The 16,300-nt window shown below is 44.4% G+C and carries 14 protein-coding genes; 13 read left to right on the plus strand and 1 reads right to left on the minus strand.

Features of this window, described 5'->3' with window-relative positions:
* Positions 1 to 60 precede the first annotated feature (60 nt).
* The gene (bamJ, locus tag EGC86_RS01775; protein WP_123776437.1) at positions 61 to 531 is read left to right on the plus strand and encodes a BamJ family beta-barrel-assembly machinery protein; all 471 of its coding nucleotides are present in this window, start codon (positions 61 to 63) and stop codon (positions 529 to 531) included.
* A 533-nt stretch (positions 532 to 1,064) separates the two neighbouring features.
* Here bamJ and EGC86_RS01780 read toward each other — a convergent pair.
* Positions 1,065 to 2,279 carry a M24 family metallopeptidase gene (locus tag EGC86_RS01780; protein ID WP_123776438.1) on the minus strand — a complete coding sequence of 405 codons (1,215 nt, stop codon included), beginning with the start codon at positions 2,277 to 2,279 and terminating at the stop codon, positions 1,065 to 1,067.
* Positions 2,280 to 2,550: 271 nt separating this feature from the next.
* On the opposite strand from EGC86_RS01780, the gene EGC86_RS01785 reads away from it, so the two are divergent.
* The 12 genes from EGC86_RS01785 (at position 2,551) to EGC86_RS01840 (ending at position 16,189) form a co-directional block, all read left to right on the plus strand.
* Complete coding sequence (locus tag EGC86_RS01785) at positions 2,551 to 4,338, plus strand: aminopeptidase P family protein (protein ID WP_123776439.1); 1,788 nt, start codon at positions 2,551 to 2,553, stop codon at positions 4,336 to 4,338.
* 769 nt (positions 4,339 to 5,107) lie between these two features.
* The gene (locus EGC86_RS01790; protein WP_123776440.1) at positions 5,108 to 6,463 is read left to right on the plus strand and encodes an NCS2 family permease; all 1,356 of its coding nucleotides are present in this window, start codon (positions 5,108 to 5,110) and stop codon (positions 6,461 to 6,463) included.
* Positions 6,464 to 7,132: 669 nt separating this feature from the next.
* Positions 7,133 to 8,557, plus strand: a complete 1,425-nt coding sequence (gene atpD / locus EGC86_RS01795; protein ID WP_123776441.1) for a F0F1 ATP synthase subunit beta — start codon at positions 7,133 to 7,135, stop codon at positions 8,555 to 8,557.
* Between the two features lie 36 nt (positions 8,558 to 8,593).
* Entirely contained in the window at positions 8,594 to 9,004 is a 411-nt protein-coding gene (locus tag EGC86_RS01800) for a F0F1 ATP synthase subunit epsilon (RefSeq protein ID WP_123776442.1), read from the plus strand.
* A gap of 196 nt (positions 9,005 to 9,200) precedes the next feature.
* The gene (locus tag EGC86_RS01805; protein ID WP_123776443.1) at positions 9,201 to 9,578 is read left to right on the plus strand and encodes an AtpZ/AtpI family protein; all 378 of its coding nucleotides are present in this window, start codon (positions 9,201 to 9,203) and stop codon (positions 9,576 to 9,578) included.
* A gap of 92 nt (positions 9,579 to 9,670) precedes the next feature.
* Positions 9,671 to 10,015, plus strand: coding sequence for an ATP synthase subunit I (locus EGC86_RS01810; RefSeq protein WP_123776444.1), 345 nt, complete (start codon positions 9,671 to 9,673; stop codon positions 10,013 to 10,015).
* Positions 10,012 to 10,752, plus strand: a complete 741-nt coding sequence (locus tag EGC86_RS01815) for a F0F1 ATP synthase subunit A (protein WP_123776445.1) — start codon at positions 10,012 to 10,014, stop codon at positions 10,750 to 10,752. The genes EGC86_RS01810 and EGC86_RS01815 overlap by 4 nt, the downstream gene beginning before the upstream one ends.
* A gap of 31 nt (positions 10,753 to 10,783) precedes the next feature.
* Positions 10,784 to 11,065, plus strand: a complete 282-nt coding sequence (locus EGC86_RS01820; RefSeq protein ID WP_011638498.1) for a F0F1 ATP synthase subunit C — start codon at positions 10,784 to 10,786, stop codon at positions 11,063 to 11,065.
* 3 nt (positions 11,066 to 11,068) lie between these two features.
* Positions 11,069 to 11,905, plus strand: a complete 837-nt coding sequence (locus EGC86_RS01825) for a F0F1 ATP synthase subunit B family protein (protein WP_123776446.1) — start codon at positions 11,069 to 11,071, stop codon at positions 11,903 to 11,905.
* Positions 11,889 to 13,442, plus strand: a complete 1,554-nt coding sequence (locus EGC86_RS01830) for an alternate F1F0 ATPase, F1 subunit alpha (protein ID WP_123776447.1) — start codon at positions 11,889 to 11,891, stop codon at positions 13,440 to 13,442. Before EGC86_RS01825 ends, EGC86_RS01830 begins: the two co-directional genes overlap by 17 nt.
* Positions 13,439 to 14,317, plus strand: a complete 879-nt coding sequence (locus EGC86_RS01835) for a F0F1 ATP synthase subunit gamma (protein ID WP_123776448.1) — start codon at positions 13,439 to 13,441, stop codon at positions 14,315 to 14,317. Before EGC86_RS01830 ends, EGC86_RS01835 begins: the two co-directional genes overlap by 4 nt.
* 570 nt (positions 14,318 to 14,887) lie before the next feature.
* Positions 14,888 to 16,189, plus strand: coding sequence for a DEAD/DEAH box helicase (locus EGC86_RS01840; protein WP_059744719.1), 1,302 nt, complete (start codon positions 14,888 to 14,890; stop codon positions 16,187 to 16,189).
* The last annotated feature ends 111 nt before the right edge of the window (positions 16,190 to 16,300 follow it).

Consider the following 16,300-nt stretch of genomic DNA (forward strand, 5'->3'; position numbering starts at 1 on the left):
CCCAGCAATTTTTACGCTAAACTAGTCGCACTATCTACCCAACAATTCGAGATCAATTAAATGCGTATGATTTTAGCCGTTCTGGTCATTGCGGGCGTTATTTTTTATTTTTTCACTCAATCTAACAATTCTAAAGCCGCCAAAGAAAACATTGAGAAAGGTAAGATTTTTTTAGCTGAAAATGCCAAACGCGAAGGTGTAATCCAAACCTTATCTGGCCTGCAATATGAAGTGCTCGTTAAAAGCGATAATACTGAACACCCTAGCGCAAAAAGCAAAGTTACCGTGCATTATCACGGCACACTCATTGACGGTAGCGTATTCGACAGCTCTGTTGATCGCGGCGAAACAATCAGCTTTGGCTTAAACCAAGTAATAGCCGGTTGGACCGAAGGTGTACAACTCATGAGTATTGGCGATAAATTCCGTTTTTATATTCCAAGCCAATTGGCTTACGGCAATCGCTCAACCGGTAAAATTGAAGGTGGCTCAGTACTGATTTTTGATGTTGAGTTATTTGAAATCAACTAAAAATTAAATAATAGATGACATAGTTTTCACACTAAGAACTACACCAAAAACCCAAAGCCTCCGTAGCGGAGGCTTTTTGCTATTGCTTGACTCATACCACTTAGCTAATTTTTCTTAATCCTCCAGTTCCCCGAAAACAACTTAATAAAAACTCATAAATCTGCAGCTTCAAGGATTCTCCGTCCGAAGTGTCCGAAATAGCGTGATAAAAATGCCGTAGTGACATCATGGCCTTTATAACACATCCATGTGTTTCAAGGCATTTAGACTCCTGTCTTGCAGATATGACACAGACTCAGGGGTACATGGTCGTTCAGTGACATCCATGTCATCACGACATTCGTCAGTCCATTCACATCAGATGTACCATCTGAGCCGTTAGGCGATTTTTGTTATGCTATGAGGATCAACACTTTGTCGGAGCTGCTGGGGTGATCCAAGAGGGGAAAGCAGTGTTTCCCTTCTTGGTCGGGTGTGGGCGAAGCGCCACGACGTTAAGCTGACTATATTTGTCAGTGATAATTAAAAAAATATCATGCTAGATAAAACGGATCATCAATCGACTTCGCAGGCGCTGTAAACCATTTAGGCCCTTGCGCTGTCATGTAAAAATGGTCTTCGTGACGGAACCCAAACTCCCCAGGTACACATAACATTGGCTCGTTGCTAAAACACATACCCACTGCCAGTGGCGTAACATCATTACGCACCAAATATGGCCATTCATGAATATCTAAACCGATACCATGACCAGTACGATGAGGTAAACCTGGCACGTTATAGTCTGGGCCAAAGCCTGCGGCTTCTAACACGACACGAGCAGCTGCATCGACGTCACCACACAGGGTTCCTAAGGTAGCAGCATCAAACGCAGCAATTTGTGCATCTTGCTCAAGTTGCCATAATTGACGCTGACGAGCATTAGGCTCACCAAATACATAAGTACGTGTAATATCAGAGTTATAGCCTTGTAACTGGCAACCGGTGTCAATCAATACCGTGTCATTTTTCTCAAGCGCTTTAGGTGATTTAACCCCATGCGGATAAGCAGTATCTTCACCAAATAGCACGATACAAAAATATGAACCTTTGGCTGCGCCCACGGCATAGTGAGCTTGGTTAATAAAGTCTTCCACTTCCGTAGTGGTGATGCCTTCACGTAAGATACTGGCGGTGGCTTTATGCACTTCAAGTGTCATGTCTTTAGCGCGTTGCATTAAGGCAATTTCGGCAACCGACTTAATCATCCGACATCCTGCCGTTACTGTTGTCGCACTTACAAATCGATGCTGTGGAGCTGCTTGGGCAATGCCATCGCTAATAAAAAAGGCAGTTGACTCATCAATACCGATTTTTGCTTGGCTCAAGCCGATGTTATCCAGCACATCGGCAAATAATTGATATGGGCTTTCATCTTCATGCCACGTATTTACTTGACCTTTAATGGTCATATAACCCTGTAACGTGTCGAGTTCAAATGCAGGTGCAATATACTGAACCTCACCCACAGCGGGGATAATAGCACCCACCATACGCTCGCTAGAAAACCAACGAGTACCTGTAAAGTAGTACAAATTAGTACCAGCATTCACATAGATTGCTTCTAAACCATGTTGCGCCATCAATCGTTGTGCATGTTGAATTCGTTGATTAAATTCATCATCACTTATCGCAGCTACACCGTGAGTCATATTAGTTAGTGTGGCTAATGCTTGTTGCGGGCTAACGCCGCCGACACCGATTGTCATAGGTTTTCCTTTGGTTATTTTTATTGTTATTTATCTAGAGTCTGTGGAAATCAAATCGTCTTACCTTGTTTAAATATACAAGGTAATCAATACCGACAAGGATACCGCCTGTATCGCTTTGTTACCATTGTATACAATATAAGTTTACAATTTTAAACTGCTTACTCCACATTATGTCAGCGACTTCACTTGCCAGTTTGCCGTCACGCTTGCGATAATCGCAGTTCATTCTACAGAGCTGAGTTCATCAGTCGCCTCCAACGGAGAAACCATGTTCAATATTATTGCTACGCGTCTTAACGCCATTCGCCAACAGCTTGAAGTAAACCAAATTGACGCATTCATCATTCCCCGCGCTGACGAATATTTAGGTGAGTATGTGCCTGCTCGTAACGAGCGTTTACATTGGGCCACTGGCTTTACGGGGTCTGCTGGCATGGCAATCGTGTTAAAAGACCGCGCAGCAATATTTACCGACGGCCGTTACACAGTGCAAGTACGCCAACAAGTAGACGGTAACTTATTTGAATATTTAAGCCTGTATGATGACCCGCAAATTGACTGGTTAATTGATACATTACCAGCAGGCTCGAGCGTCGGCATAGACAGTCGCTTACATACCCTAGCTTGGTATCAACAAACTAAAGCGCAATTTGATAAAGCCCAAATCAATTTAGTTGAAGTGGATAACAACCCGATTGATGTGAGTTGGTTAGACCGCCCAGCACCATCAGCATCCACCATGACGTTATTTAGCCACCAAGGTGCAGGACGTAATAGCGTCGAGAAACGTCAACAAATTGGTCAGCTGGTTAACAAGCAAGGCGCCGATGTTGCCCTTATTGCCGCATTAGATTCATGTTGTTGGTTACTGAATATCCGTGGTAATGACGTTCCACGCTTCCCCGTCATACTTGGCTGCGGATTATTATCGACCAATGGCGATATGACCTTTTTTACCGATTTAACTAAAGTGCCGCAAAATATTGAACAGCATGTAGGTGCTGGCGTGAGCTTTAAAGATGAAGCAGAACTGGCAACCGTATTAGCGCAAATGAATGGCGTTAAGCTATTGGCCGATCCACATTCTGCCAACGCCTATTCGCAGTTACTGGCACAAAAAGGTGGCGCTAAACTGATTGTGGGTACCGACCCGGTTGCATTACCTAAAGCACAAAAAAATAACGCCGAATTAGCTGGTATGCGAGCGTGTCATATTCGTGATGGCGCTGCCGTTAGCCGTTTTTTAGCCTGGTTAGACAGCCAAGTTGAACAAAACATTATGCACGATGAAGCACAACTGGCTGACAAATTAGAAAGCTTTAGATTACAAGATTCGCTATATCGCGAGCCAAGCTTTGACACTATTTCAGCCACTGGTGCCAATGCCGCTATGTGCCATTACAATCACAATAATGGCACCCCAAGCACAATGACCATGGACAGCATTTACTTGGTCGATTCTGGTGCGCAATACTTAGACGGCACCACCGACGTTACCCGCACCATTGCCATTGGCAAAGTGACCGATGAACAGAAGAAAATGGTCACCCTGGTATTAAAAGGCCACATAGCCCTTGATACAGCCCGCTTCCCTAAAGGCACCTCTGGTGTGCAACTCGATGCATTTGCTCGTCAGTATTTATGGCAGCATGGTTTTGATTATGACCACGGAACGGGCCATGGTGTCGGTCACTTTCTAAGTGTTCACGAAGGCCCGCAGCGCATTGGTAAAAACGTCAATGGCGTGGCATTACTACCAGGAATGGTATTGTCGAATGAGCCTGGTTATTACCGCGCCGATGGTTTTGGTATTCGCATCGAAAACCTAGTCACAGTGCAACATTGCCAAGCATTGGCAGGTGCAGAGCGTGAAATGTATGAGTTTGATGTATTAACCCATATTCCAATGGATGCACGCTTAATCGATAAGTCATTGTTAACTGATTTTGAAGTGAACTGGTTTAATCAATATCAGCAAAAAGTTCGTCAAACCTTAGCGCCATTAATGCAAGGTGACGAGTTAGCATGGCTCAATAAAGTGACTGTCGCGATTTAAGCGCCATCCAATTCAGCATAACGCGTTAGCATTAAATATAGGGCTTTGGACCAATAACACGTCCAAAGCCCTTTTTGTTAAAGCACCATCAAGTGCAAACTAAGTCACCCAAAATGCTAGGGCACTATCTCCGCGGCAATACTTTTCCTCGTCATAACCAACATACTTATTGCCAGATTTGCGATGAATTGAGCATTCGAAAATGTCCTCTACCGAGCTTACTCATAACGATTTACAGCGACTTCACCAATACGACTTCGCCACTAATACTCAGCAATAACAGCTTAGGATGACCAAAGTAGATCTTGAACTAGCGCCAGTTAATCGACCTACTCACAGCAAACACAATTATCCCTAAACAATGGTATTAAATTGCTATACCAAGGGCGGTAATCCGTTATAAGTGTTGAATACTCAAAGGCAGTGATTACAACAGCGAGTAACTTTTATGGTGAGATATACGAGCAATCTGTTTTTGGGGTGCATTTTTTACTCATATAGCAAAAAATGTTAGCCGCTTCCTATTTCCCCATTGTTGATTGTTGTAAACTCCGCGCCGACAAAGGCTGTGTTGGTAAGAGTAAATTTTACCAGACATGTGTATAACAAATTTGTTTATCACAATATTCGCAGGTCACTAACGCTATATGCGCCAAGTGGATCTCTCACCCAAGTATTTCTCGTTTGGGGCTCTACCTGCCATAGCCGTGTCGCCAATGAATGACCATTGGTTAACTCATCATTTAAGAGATCAAAAGGTATCATCACTATGAAGTCTGAACAGACTCTCTCTAACACTGCTGTCTCTGATTCATTTTTGGATCGCTATTTCAATATTTCTGCCCGAGGAAGTACCTTAAAACGTGAAGTCATTGCTGGCTTAACAACGTTTTTGGCTATGGTTTATTCGGTAATTGTAGTGCCAAACATGTTGGGCACTGCTGGGTTTGACCCTGCGGCGGTGTTTATCGCTACCTGTTTAATTGCCGCGTTTGGTTCGTTGCTCATGGGGCTATGGGCTAATTTGCCAATGGCCATTGGTTGTGCAATTTCACTCACTGCATTTACTGCATTTAGTATGGTGCTAGGCCAGGGAATATCGATTCCTGTCACCCTTGGCGCTATTTTCCTAATGGGTATCGTGTTTACACTTGTGAGTGTCACCGGTATTCGTCAATGGGTACTCACTAACCTGCCAACCGGTATTGCTCACGGTACGGGTATTGGTATTGGTTTGTTTTTACTCCTTATTGCGACCAATAGCGTGAAATTGATTGTATCAAACGATGCCGGTTTACCCGTAAAACTCGGTGATATTAATAGCTTACCGGTTATCGCTACAATTGTTGGTCTTGCAATGACGATTGGGCTTGAGCGCCGAGGCATGCCTGGTGGCATATTGCTGGTCATCGTCGGGTTATCGATCTTTGGGTTAATATTTGATCCTAGCGTAACTTATCAAGGCCTATTTGCTTTGCCTGACTTGATGTCTGAAACATCGCTCATTGGCCAGCTCGATATTATGGGCGCACTGAACCCAGTGGTACTGCCTATTGTGTTGGCATTAGTGATGACCGCTATCTTCGATGCAACTGGCACAATTAGAGCGGTTGCAGGGCAAGCGGAACTTCTCGATGATAAAGACAATATTGTTGGCGGTGGCAAGGCACTGACATCCGATTCTGTCAGCAGTATTTTTGCAGGCGTAGTCGGCGGTGCACCAGCAGCGGTGTATATTGAATCCGCAGCAGGAACCGCTGCAGGTGGTAAAACGGGCCTGACCGCGACCATCGTTGGCTTGTTATTTTTGATGATGATGTTCTTAGCGCCGTTAAGCTTTTTAGTGCCTGCTTATGCGACTGCGCCTGCGCTGATGTATGTTGGATTACTGATGTTAAGCAACGTCACCAAGCTTGATTTTGACGATAAAGTGGATGCAATGGCAGGCTTAACCTGCGCGGTATTTATTATTTTAAGCTGTAATATCGTTACTGGGATTATGCTTGGGTTTGTTACCTTGGTTATTGGCCGCATATGCAGTGGCGAGTGGCGTAAACTGCGACTTGGGGTTATCTTAATCACTCTCGGTTTAGTTGCCTTTTACATGGGTGGTTGGGCAATTTAACCCAATTGTAAACTCAATTATAAATTCAATATTGAGGCCAGCCGTCGAGGCTGGCCTTTTTGTTGTCGACTGAAATATTGACAACGACAGTGCGTTTATCTCCCGCCCCAATATCTGAAAGATGGCAATCAAAGTCACGACAGCAGACATCGCTAACTTGTCGATTATTCAATAAATCATTTCAACCTCATTACTAACCACCAGCAGTGCCGTTATTACTCATTTCTTAGATAAGGTTAAGCAGAGGTTGAACCGCTCTATTACTCTGAATTGATCTGCGTCAACGCAAAGCACGCCAAAAGGTTTTTAATAAAGTAATGGGCTAAATATTTGCAAGCATTTTGTCAGGATTGATTACTCAGTTTTACGTTGGATATGTGTTTGGTTGAGCTAATGCGTTGGTCTATTCTAGGCTTGTTGACACCTTTAAATAATAACGTCCGTATTTGATTTTTACTGATACTGGTCATCGCCAATCGCATGGTAAAACGGCTCCGCTAGTACTATAACTAATAGGCCAATAACACTCGAATAGAACAATTAATTGGCTAACGTCCATAAATGGAGACTGACACTTAATCAAAGTCTAGCGATGCTGACAAATCTGTAAGTCTTCTATTATTTACCTCTATGCACTTCAATCTGGTTATCGGAGATAATCGACAGAATATGATGGATAGAAAAAATGCCTCACCCAATTCAGGTACAGTTATAGCGATACGCGGTAGTGTCGTCGATATTCTGTTTGCTGAGCAACTCCCTCCTATTCGCTCCTTATTAACTACTGGGCACCAGCAGCAAATTTTAATCGAAGTTTTTTCGCAACTAGATGAACATCGAGTGCGCTGCATCGCGCTGACACCAACACAAGGGCTAGCAAGAGGCATGTTGGTAGAAGACAGCGGCGGCCCCTTAATGGCACCTGTTGGTAAAACCATTCTATCGCGCATGTTTGATGTTTTTGGTAACGCCATTGATCGTAAAGCCCCCCCAATAGGTACTCAATGGCGTTCAGTTCATAACGAACCGCCGACCATCGCTCAACTGGCGACTAAATCCCAAGTATTCGAAACCGGAATCAAAGTGATCGATGTGTTAATGCCGCTTGAGCGTGGCGGCAAAGCGGGGTTATTTGGTGGTGCTGGTGTAGGTAAAACGGTATTACTGACAGAAATGATCCACAACATGGTCGGCCAACATGCTGGTGTGAGTATTTTTTGCGGTATTGGTGAGCGTTGTCGTGAAGGCGAAGAACTCTACCGTGAGATGAAAACCGCAGGCGTGTTGGATAACATGGTAATGGTGTTCGGTCAGATGAATGAACCACCTGGAGCACGCTTTCGTGTAGGCCATGCCGCATTAACCATGGCCGAATATTTTCGCGACGATGAACATCGCGATGTACTGTTACTGATTGATAATATTTTCCGTTTTATTCAGGCGGGTATGGAAGTGTCCGGTTTAATGGGACAAATGCCAGCCCGTTTAGGATATCAGCCAACCTTGGGCACCGAGTTGTCGCAACTCGAAGACCGTATCGCCAATACTGACAGCGGCGCGATTACATCCATTCAAGCAGTATACGTACCAGCAGATGATTTTACCGATCCCGCTGCGGTACATACCTTTTCGCATCTCTCTGCATCAATTGTGCTATCGCGAAAACGGGCCAGTGAAGGCCTTTATCCAGCCATTGATCCGCTGCTATCTAATTCAAAAATGGCCACACCGAGCATTATCGGCCGAAGGCACTATGACTTAGCGCAGAAAATACGCAGCACGTTGGCACAATACGCTGAACTTAAGGACATTATTTCAATGTTAGGCATGGAACAGCTATCGCCAGCAGACCATAAAATTGTGGCGCGCGCTCGTCGTCTCGAACGTTTTTTTACCCAGCCTTTTTTTACTACCGAACAGTTCACCAGTATGCCCGGAAAGCTGGTGAGTCTTAATGATGCTCTGGATGGATGCGAACGAATTTTACACGATGAATTTAAAGACTATCCAGAAAGTGCTCTGTATATGATTGGTTCAATTGATGAAGCTATTAGCAAGTATCGCCCTAAGATCGACAGAGTAAACAGCCAGTAGTCGTGGCCAAGTCAACAGACAAACAAGGACCGGAATATGCAACCTGCACACATGAACCTGAAAATTTTGCTGCCTTATAAGGTTTTTGCTGAGCAGAAAAATGTGGTGCGCATTGTCGCGGTTACGCATCAAGGTTCGTTTGGCATCTTGCCACATCGGCTTGACTGCGTGGCGTCACTGACAGCTGGGTTATTGGTGTTTGAGTGCGATGGTGCTGATGAGGTGTATGTTGCTATTGATGAAGGTGTACTGGTTAAAACGGGCTTTGATGTACTGATTTCGGTGCGTAATGCCATAGGCGGTTTGGCGTTAAGCGAGTTACATCAAGCCGTTGAGCAAGAATTTATGCACCTAGATGAACAAGAACAGCAATTACGTTCGGTACTGATCAAGATGGAAAGTAATTTCATGCGACGCCTGACTGAGTTCCATCATGACAGAGTTTAGGGCCTATCGTTCTATCAAGATGAATGCTGCCTGAAGGTTAGGCTTAACGCTTTAGTGTTTTTAAACGCAGAATGGTTGTTGAGTGTTGGCTATTGGCTTAAATGACAAGACACCACACAGAGTTAGTGTCGCAATGTTATCTGAAGAGTTAGACCTTAGGACACATATTAAATATGGAAAACAACAGGCTCTCACTATGAATCATAAACCAGAGGAAAACATCACTCCGGAAGAGTCACATTCCGAACCGCCAAAACCTGAAAAAGATAAGTCCAACAACGACAAGTTTAGCCAGCAAGTTGAAGACATGGCGACACGAAAACTGAAGGCGCAGCGACATATCAATAAAACCGTCTGGACCGGTTTTGGGATGATGGGGCTTATTGGTTGGTCGGTGGTAATCCCAACGGTGCTTGGTGCAGTACTCGGAATATGGCTGGATAAACACTATCCTGGCGAACATTCCAGAACCTTAATGTTATTGATTATCGGGTTATGCCTGGGTTGTTTCAATGCTTGGCATTGGGTTGATAAAGAAGATAAGGAAATTCACCGAGGTGATGAACTTGATTGAATTTGTAGGCCACTTATTTGATGCAACTTATTGATGCAAAATTAGTTGATAGCAAATGACACAATAGAAAAGTACTTGATGGAAAAGTCATTATGGAAAATGTATTGGTAGACAACATATTTGTAGAGCTCGCATTGGCATTACTGGCAGGTGCATTGCTAGGGATATTTTTTTTCGCCGGACTTTGGTGGACAGTTCGCCAGCTAAAATCGACTCAACATGTTGCGTTGTTATTTATCGCCAGTCTGTTATTTCGCTCCGCCATTGTGATCGCTGGCTTCTATTTTATCGCTGGCGACAATGGATACCATTTATTAGCCGGATTACTCGGGTTTATGTTAGTGCGCCTCATGGCAACGCGATACACACTGCAGGTAGAGCAGGCTCAATCGTTGGGAAAAACACTCATAGTCAATAAACAAGAAGACCGTTTATGAACCTTAGCCCAGACCAAATTATTTTCTGGCAAATGAGCTTTGTAAAGCTCAACGCAACCATTGTATTTACTTGGGTAGTAATGATGCTATTGGTGATTGGCTCACTCCTGATTACCAGAAAGTTATCCAAGGATATGCAGCGTTCTCGCTGGCAAAATTTGCTGGAAGTGGTGGTCATTACCATTAGCAAACAGATTGAAGAGGTTGGTTTGAGTAATCCTCATAAATATCTTGGATTTCTCGGTTCGTTATTTTTGTTTATCGCCACCTCAGCTATCTGTACGGTGATCCCCGGCTTCGAACCGCCTACGGGTTCACTTTCCAGTACCGTAGCGCTGGCACTATGTGTATTTGTAGCAGTACCTATGTTTGGTATAGAGAAGCAAGGCTTTCGCGGCTACCTCGCCTCCTACACCAAACCAACTGTCATTATGTTGCCATTTAACCTTATCAGTGAAGTGTCGCGTACGCTGGCCTTAGCGGTGCGACTGTTTGGCAACATGATGAGTGGAGTGATGATCCTCGGTATTCTGTTGAGCATTACTCCCTTTTTGTTTCCTATTGTCATGACTCTGCTCGGTTTGCTCACTGGTATGGTACAGGCCTACATCTTTTTTATTTTAGCAACCGTGTACATCGCTGCGGCGACTCGCGTTCAACAACCGGAGCGCGAACTTGCGCAAGATGGCTCGGCCACCACCGAGAAACAAGATACAAAAATGGGCTCTCAACAATGAACCAACACCTTAAATTGATTTAGGAGTGATTATGGACAGCATAACAATTATAGCAATGGTATCGATTATCACCGCTGGGTTTACCATCACCATCGGTGTTATTGGACCTTCACTCGGTGAAGGAAAGGCGGTAGCGACGGCTCTATCCTCTTTGGCCCAGCAGCCAGATGCATCAGCCACCATTACCCGCACACTGTTTGTTGGTTTGGCGATGATAGAATCAACTGCGATCTATTGTTTTGTGGTAACGATGATACTGCTATTTGCTAACCCTTTTTGGAATTACGTGATCGACCAAGCTGCGGGTATATAGGCTATGTTAATCGATTGGTTTACCGTATTTGCGCAAGTGATAAATTTTTTGGTACTCGTGTGGCTACTGAAGCGTTTTTTATATCGGCCCATTCTTGATTCCATCGATGCCCGTGAAAAACGAATTGCCGCGGAAATAGCAGATACTAAGGCTAAAAGAATTGAAGCAGAGCTTCAACGAGAAGAATTCCAGCAAAAAAATGCCGATTTTGAGCAACAAAAAACCACTCGTATAAATAAACTAAAAGATGAAACAGAAGCCGAACGTGTTCGTTTACTTGAAGCTGTAAGACTGGAGTCACAAGGCCTGCGAAAAAAATTACAATTAGCGCTTAAAAACGAGCAACTCAATTTGCAAGTGGCAATCAGCCAACGTGCACGGGAAGAAATATTCTCGATAGCGCGTAAGGTACTTGGCGATCTTGCTGGTACCTCTCTAGAAGCATCCATGACAGATATTTTCATTCGCCGTTTGAATACCTTAAACGATGAGGAAATAGCCTCGCTACAATCAGCAATATCTCCAGCAATTAATGCCGCAGCACAACCTCTTTTAATTCGAACCGCCTTTGCACTTCCAACACCGCAGTGTTCACTTATTGAAACGGCTATTAAAAAAATATTGGGTCACGACATACCAATCCAATTTTCAATAGAGCCCGATGTCATCAGTGGAATTGAACTCAGTATCAAAGGGCAAAAAATCTCGTGGAGTATTAACGAATACATCAGTTCATTGGCAAAACGGGTTGACGAGTTACTGCTATCCCCTATGGATATTGAACAAGCTGACGATACACACTCAACAACAAAGACAGACAGTCATGAAGCTAGCGCCTGATTTACTGCAAGCAACATTTGAGCAGACATTTTCGATTCTGCAGCAAGCGCGACGGTCTTTTTCGCCACAACTGCAACCACGAGAAATAGGCACCATTACCAGTATTGCTACTGGCATAGCAAAAGTGTCAGGTTTACCTGGGGTCGGTTTTGAAGAAGTACTGAAATTCCCCGGTGATATTTTTGGCATTGCCTTTAATGTTGATGAAGATGAAATAGGCGCGGTACTGCTTGGGGATTACTGGCATTTGCAAGCAGGTGATGAAGTCGAACGCTGTGGGCATCTAGTTGATGTGCCTGTGGGAGAAGGCCTGCTCGGCCGTATTATCAATCCTATCGGTGAGCCTTTAGATGGCAAAGGCAGACTGATTGCCAGTGCACGCTTACCCGTTGAGCGTCCGTCTCCTGCCATTATGAATCGAGCACCTGTTAGTGTGCCTTTGCAAACCGGCATTAAAGTTATCGATGCGCTTATTCCTGTTGGCCTTGGGCAACGTGAATTAATCCTCGGTGATAGGCAAACGGGTAAAACCGCCATTGCCGTTGATACCATACTTAATCAGCGTGACAAAAATGTACTCTGCGTATATTGCGCGATTGGTCAGCGCGCCTCAGGTGTGGCAAAAGTGATTGCGACACTGCATGAACAAGGCGCCTTAGAATATACCGTTGTGGTGGTTACCGAAGGCAATGATCCTCCAGGCCTTGCTTATATTGCCCCTTATGCAGCGACCAGTATTGCAGAATACTTTATGCAGCAAGGCCGCAATGTATTAATTGTGTATGACGACCTGACCCACCATGCCAGAGCCTATCGAGAGTTGTCTCTGCTGTTACGTCGGCCGCCCGGTCGTGAAGCTTTTCCCGGCGATATCTTTTACATCCATTCGCGATTGCTAGAGCGGGCAACTCACTTGAGCCCAAATTTAGGCGGAGGATCATTAACCGCGCTACCCATTATTGAAACCGAAGCGCAGGATATTTCCGCCTATATTCCAACAAATCTTATTTCAATTACCGATGGGCAGATATACCTTTCACCCTCGTTATTTGAACTGGGCGTGCTGCCCGCTATCGACGTCGGGAAATCGGTTTCTCGTGTCGGTGGCAAAGCTCAACGAGCCGCTTACCGAGCAGTAGCATCAAACCTAAAACTGGCTTACGGTCAGTTTGAAGAACTGGAAACATTTGCGAGCTTTGGCGCACGATTGGATGACAGCACACTAAAAATTATCGACCACGGCCGACGCATTCGCGCTTGCCTGAAACAAGCAGAGTCCACGCCCATTTCGATGATTGAACAAATTGCTGTACTACTGGCATTAACCGCTAATCTATTTGATGAAGTCCCTTTAGATGAAATGAGCCAAGCCGAGCTTGCAGTACGCGCGGCCACTGCCGATATCCCTGTTGAAATTACCGCAAGATTAGCAAGCACCGGAAAATTAACAGATGAAGATCGCAACGCAATTTTGCAGCCAGTCCGTGATGCACTAACTCTATTTACGCCTAGTAAAGAACTAAAGGAAATCACATGAGTGAAGGCGTTGCCAGTCTACGTCACCAAATCAACAGTGCGGAAGAACTTGAATCCGTAGTGCGCAGCATGAAAGCCATGGCGTCGTCGAATATCAGCCAATACGAAAACGCAGTTCGCTCGTTAGATGATTATTATCGTACCGTACAACTTGGGTTAACGGCCTGTTTCCAGCAACATAAATCCACCCGCGCCATAGCTAAAAAAACACAGCCAGATAGAGCAGCCATTGCGGTAATCGTATTTGGCTCGAATCAGGGGTTGGTCGGTCAATTCAACGAAGTGATGGTAAAATTTGTTAGCGATTCATTAATGAAGTTGCCTGGCAATAAAACCCTATGGGCTGTGGGTGAGCGTCTTCAGTCGCGTTTAGCAGACACCAAGCTGACGCTGGAGCAGGGTTTTGTGCTGCCAAATTCCATTAGTACTATTTCTACACTGGTCGGGAAAATATTAATTGAAATAGAATCACAACGAGAGCAAGGGCTTATCGACCGAGTTTATCTATTTCATCATCGCCCACATTCTGGTTCAATATACACCCCAGTAAGCCAACAACTTTTACCGCTGGATCACCACTGGCGCCATAAGCTTGCTAGCATTCACTGGCCGACCAATAACTTACCCGAGGTCATGCCTGAGCGGGAGCAAACGTTACGCGCTATGGTGCGCGAATATCTTTTTGTCAGTCTGTTTAGAGCTTGCGCAGAATCACTTGCCAGTGAAAATGCCAGTCGCTTGTCTGCAATGCAGCGGGCAGAAAAAAACATCGACGAGCTGCATGCCAGCCTCAAGCAACGGTTTCATTGCCTACGTCAAAGTGGTATCGACGCGGAATTGTTTGATGTCATCTGTGGATTTGGAACAATGGAATAAAAATAGGTTGAATATCAAGGAGCCGTGAACGATTCTTTTTTCTGCCCTGCGCCACTGACGTCGTGACGCTTCACCCACACCAGACTAACATTGCAAGGTTCCACCCTGCACGGGCCAAATACTTTGTCATTCCGGCAATGTTTTTGAGCCAGAATCCAGCTTTGTTTTTTATAGTTGTACTTATGGCCTGCGGCCATATCTTAAATACACTTTTGTCCAATCACGAGTAACAGTCCTAAATTTTTATAGGCTGTAAATAACATTGCTATAACGCCATATCACCTAAACAATTCTCGGCTAAAAAATCTTATCGTTAGGCACAGATAAAGTTCAGGATTTAAACAAAAGTTTGTTATACTCCGCGGCCGCTTATCGATGGCACTCAATTGGGTGTATCATTCAAGCTTAACGTTTTTCAACTATCCTAAGACGTTAATCAACCCAGTTAAGCATAAGTTCAGCCATTTAATAATGGCTATCGGCCCAAATATTCTAGATTGACCTTGTGCAGCTAACTTAGCTTGCTACAACTTAATCGCTTTGTTTTGATGTACATACAGGAACCGCACCATGAAATTCGAATCTTTTAGCTTCGCCCCAGAAATATTACGCGCGATCGCTGAGTGCGGTTATCAATCTATGACGCCAATTCAACAACAAGCGATCCCAGCGATCCGTCGTGGTGAAGATGTCCTAGCAAGCGCTCAAACAGGTACCGGTAAAACAGCAGCTTTTGCACTGCCTATATTACAAAGAATGTGTGATAACCCAAAAGAGACGATGCCGTCTAACACTCGCACCTTAATTCTTACTCCAACTCGTGAACTTGCCGCACAGGTTGCAGACAACATTAGCGCTTACAGTAAGCATCTTAATTTAACGGTATTAACCATTTATGGTGGCGTTAAAATAGAGACCCAGTCACAAAAACTTAAACGCGGTGCCGACGTTATTGTTGCTACACCAGGTCGTTTACTTGAACACATTGTGGCGTGCAACTTAAGCTTGTCGAATGTTGAGTTTTTAGTACTCGATGAAGCCGACCGTATGCTTGATATGGGCTTTAGTGCTGACATTAAAAAGATTCTCCAGGCAGTAAACAAAAAGCGTCAAAACATGTTGTTCTCTGCGACCTTCTCTTCTGAGGTTAAAAAGCTGGCGAATGACATGCTTGAAAAGCCTAAAGTGATTACTGTTGATAAACAAAACACTACTGCCGACACCGTTAGCCAGGTGGTATATCCAGTAGAGCAGCGCCGTAAGCGTGAATTAATATCTGAACTTATTGGTACCAAAAACTGGCAACAAGTGTTGGTGTTCACCGCAACTCGTGACGCAGCAGACAAATTGGTCAAAGAGCTTAACTTAGATGGTATTCCATCGGGTGTGGTTCATGGCGAGAAAGCACAAGGCAGCCGTCGTCGTGCGTTACGTGAATTTGTTGAAGGTAAAATTCGCGTATTAGTGGCCACCGAAGTCGCCGCTCGTGGACTTGATATTAAAAATCTTGAATACGTTGTTAACTATGATTTACCGTTTTTAGCCGAAGATTACGTGCACCGTATTGGCCGTACAGGCCGTGCAGGTAAAACCGGTGTGGCAATTTCGTTTGTGAGCCGCGAAGAAGAACGCACCTTAGCTGATATTGAAAAGCTAATCGGTCAACCAATTCGCCGAGTGACAGTACCGGGTTATGAAGTCGGTAGCCGTGAAGTACTGCTTAAGCAAATTGAAAAGCGTCGTAGTTTTGCTAAAAAACAACAACGTGGTGATAACGCTGGCGCCCAGATGATTGCTGAGAAAAATATGGACGGACGTCGTGTTAAAGTGGGTAAAGTCAGCAGCACGGTTAAATACAAAAAGATTAAATAACTCAACTCGAAAGAGTTAATGGTAATCGAAAAAAGCGCTTAGGCGCTTTTTTTGTGTTTGAATGAAATAAATTGTGTGATTATGAGGTCTACTTTAGTCGGGACATTACTC

Origin of the sequence: Shewanella frigidimarina (assembly GCF_003797125.1) — a bacterium.
Classification (GTDB): domain Bacteria; phylum Pseudomonadota; class Gammaproteobacteria; order Enterobacterales; family Shewanellaceae; genus Shewanella; species Shewanella frigidimarina.

Bases quoted from the DNA above. Each gene is read 5' to 3' on its own strand.
- bamJ (WP_123776437.1), top strand. From the start codon at position 61: ATGCGTATGATTTTAGCCGTTCTGGTCATTGCGGGCGTTATTTTTTAT.
- EGC86_RS01780 (WP_123776438.1), bottom strand. From the start codon at position 2,279: ATGACAATCGGTGTCGGCGGCGTTAGCCCGCAACAAGCATTAGCCACA.
- EGC86_RS01785 (WP_123776439.1), top strand. From the start codon at position 2,551: ATGTTCAATATTATTGCTACGCGTCTTAACGCCATTCGCCAACAGCTT.
- EGC86_RS01790 (WP_123776440.1), top strand. From the start codon at position 5,108: ATGAAGTCTGAACAGACTCTCTCTAACACTGCTGTCTCTGATTCATTT.
- atpD (WP_123776441.1), top strand. From the start codon at position 7,133: ATGATGGATAGAAAAAATGCCTCACCCAATTCAGGTACAGTTATAGCG.
- EGC86_RS01800 (WP_123776442.1), top strand. From the start codon at position 8,594: ATGCAACCTGCACACATGAACCTGAAAATTTTGCTGCCTTATAAGGTT.
- EGC86_RS01805 (WP_123776443.1), top strand. From the start codon at position 9,201: ATGAATCATAAACCAGAGGAAAACATCACTCCGGAAGAGTCACATTCC.
- EGC86_RS01810 (WP_123776444.1), top strand. From the start codon at position 9,671: ATGGAAAATGTATTGGTAGACAACATATTTGTAGAGCTCGCATTGGCA.
- EGC86_RS01815 (WP_123776445.1), top strand. From the start codon at position 10,012: ATGAACCTTAGCCCAGACCAAATTATTTTCTGGCAAATGAGCTTTGTA.
- EGC86_RS01820 (WP_011638498.1), top strand. From the start codon at position 10,784: ATGGACAGCATAACAATTATAGCAATGGTATCGATTATCACCGCTGGG.
- EGC86_RS01825 (WP_123776446.1), top strand. From the start codon at position 11,069: ATGTTAATCGATTGGTTTACCGTATTTGCGCAAGTGATAAATTTTTTG.
- EGC86_RS01830 (WP_123776447.1), top strand. From the start codon at position 11,889: ATGAAGCTAGCGCCTGATTTACTGCAAGCAACATTTGAGCAGACATTT.
- EGC86_RS01835 (WP_123776448.1), top strand. From the start codon at position 13,439: ATGAGTGAAGGCGTTGCCAGTCTACGTCACCAAATCAACAGTGCGGAA.
- EGC86_RS01840 (WP_059744719.1), top strand. From the start codon at position 14,888: ATGAAATTCGAATCTTTTAGCTTCGCCCCAGAAATATTACGCGCGATC.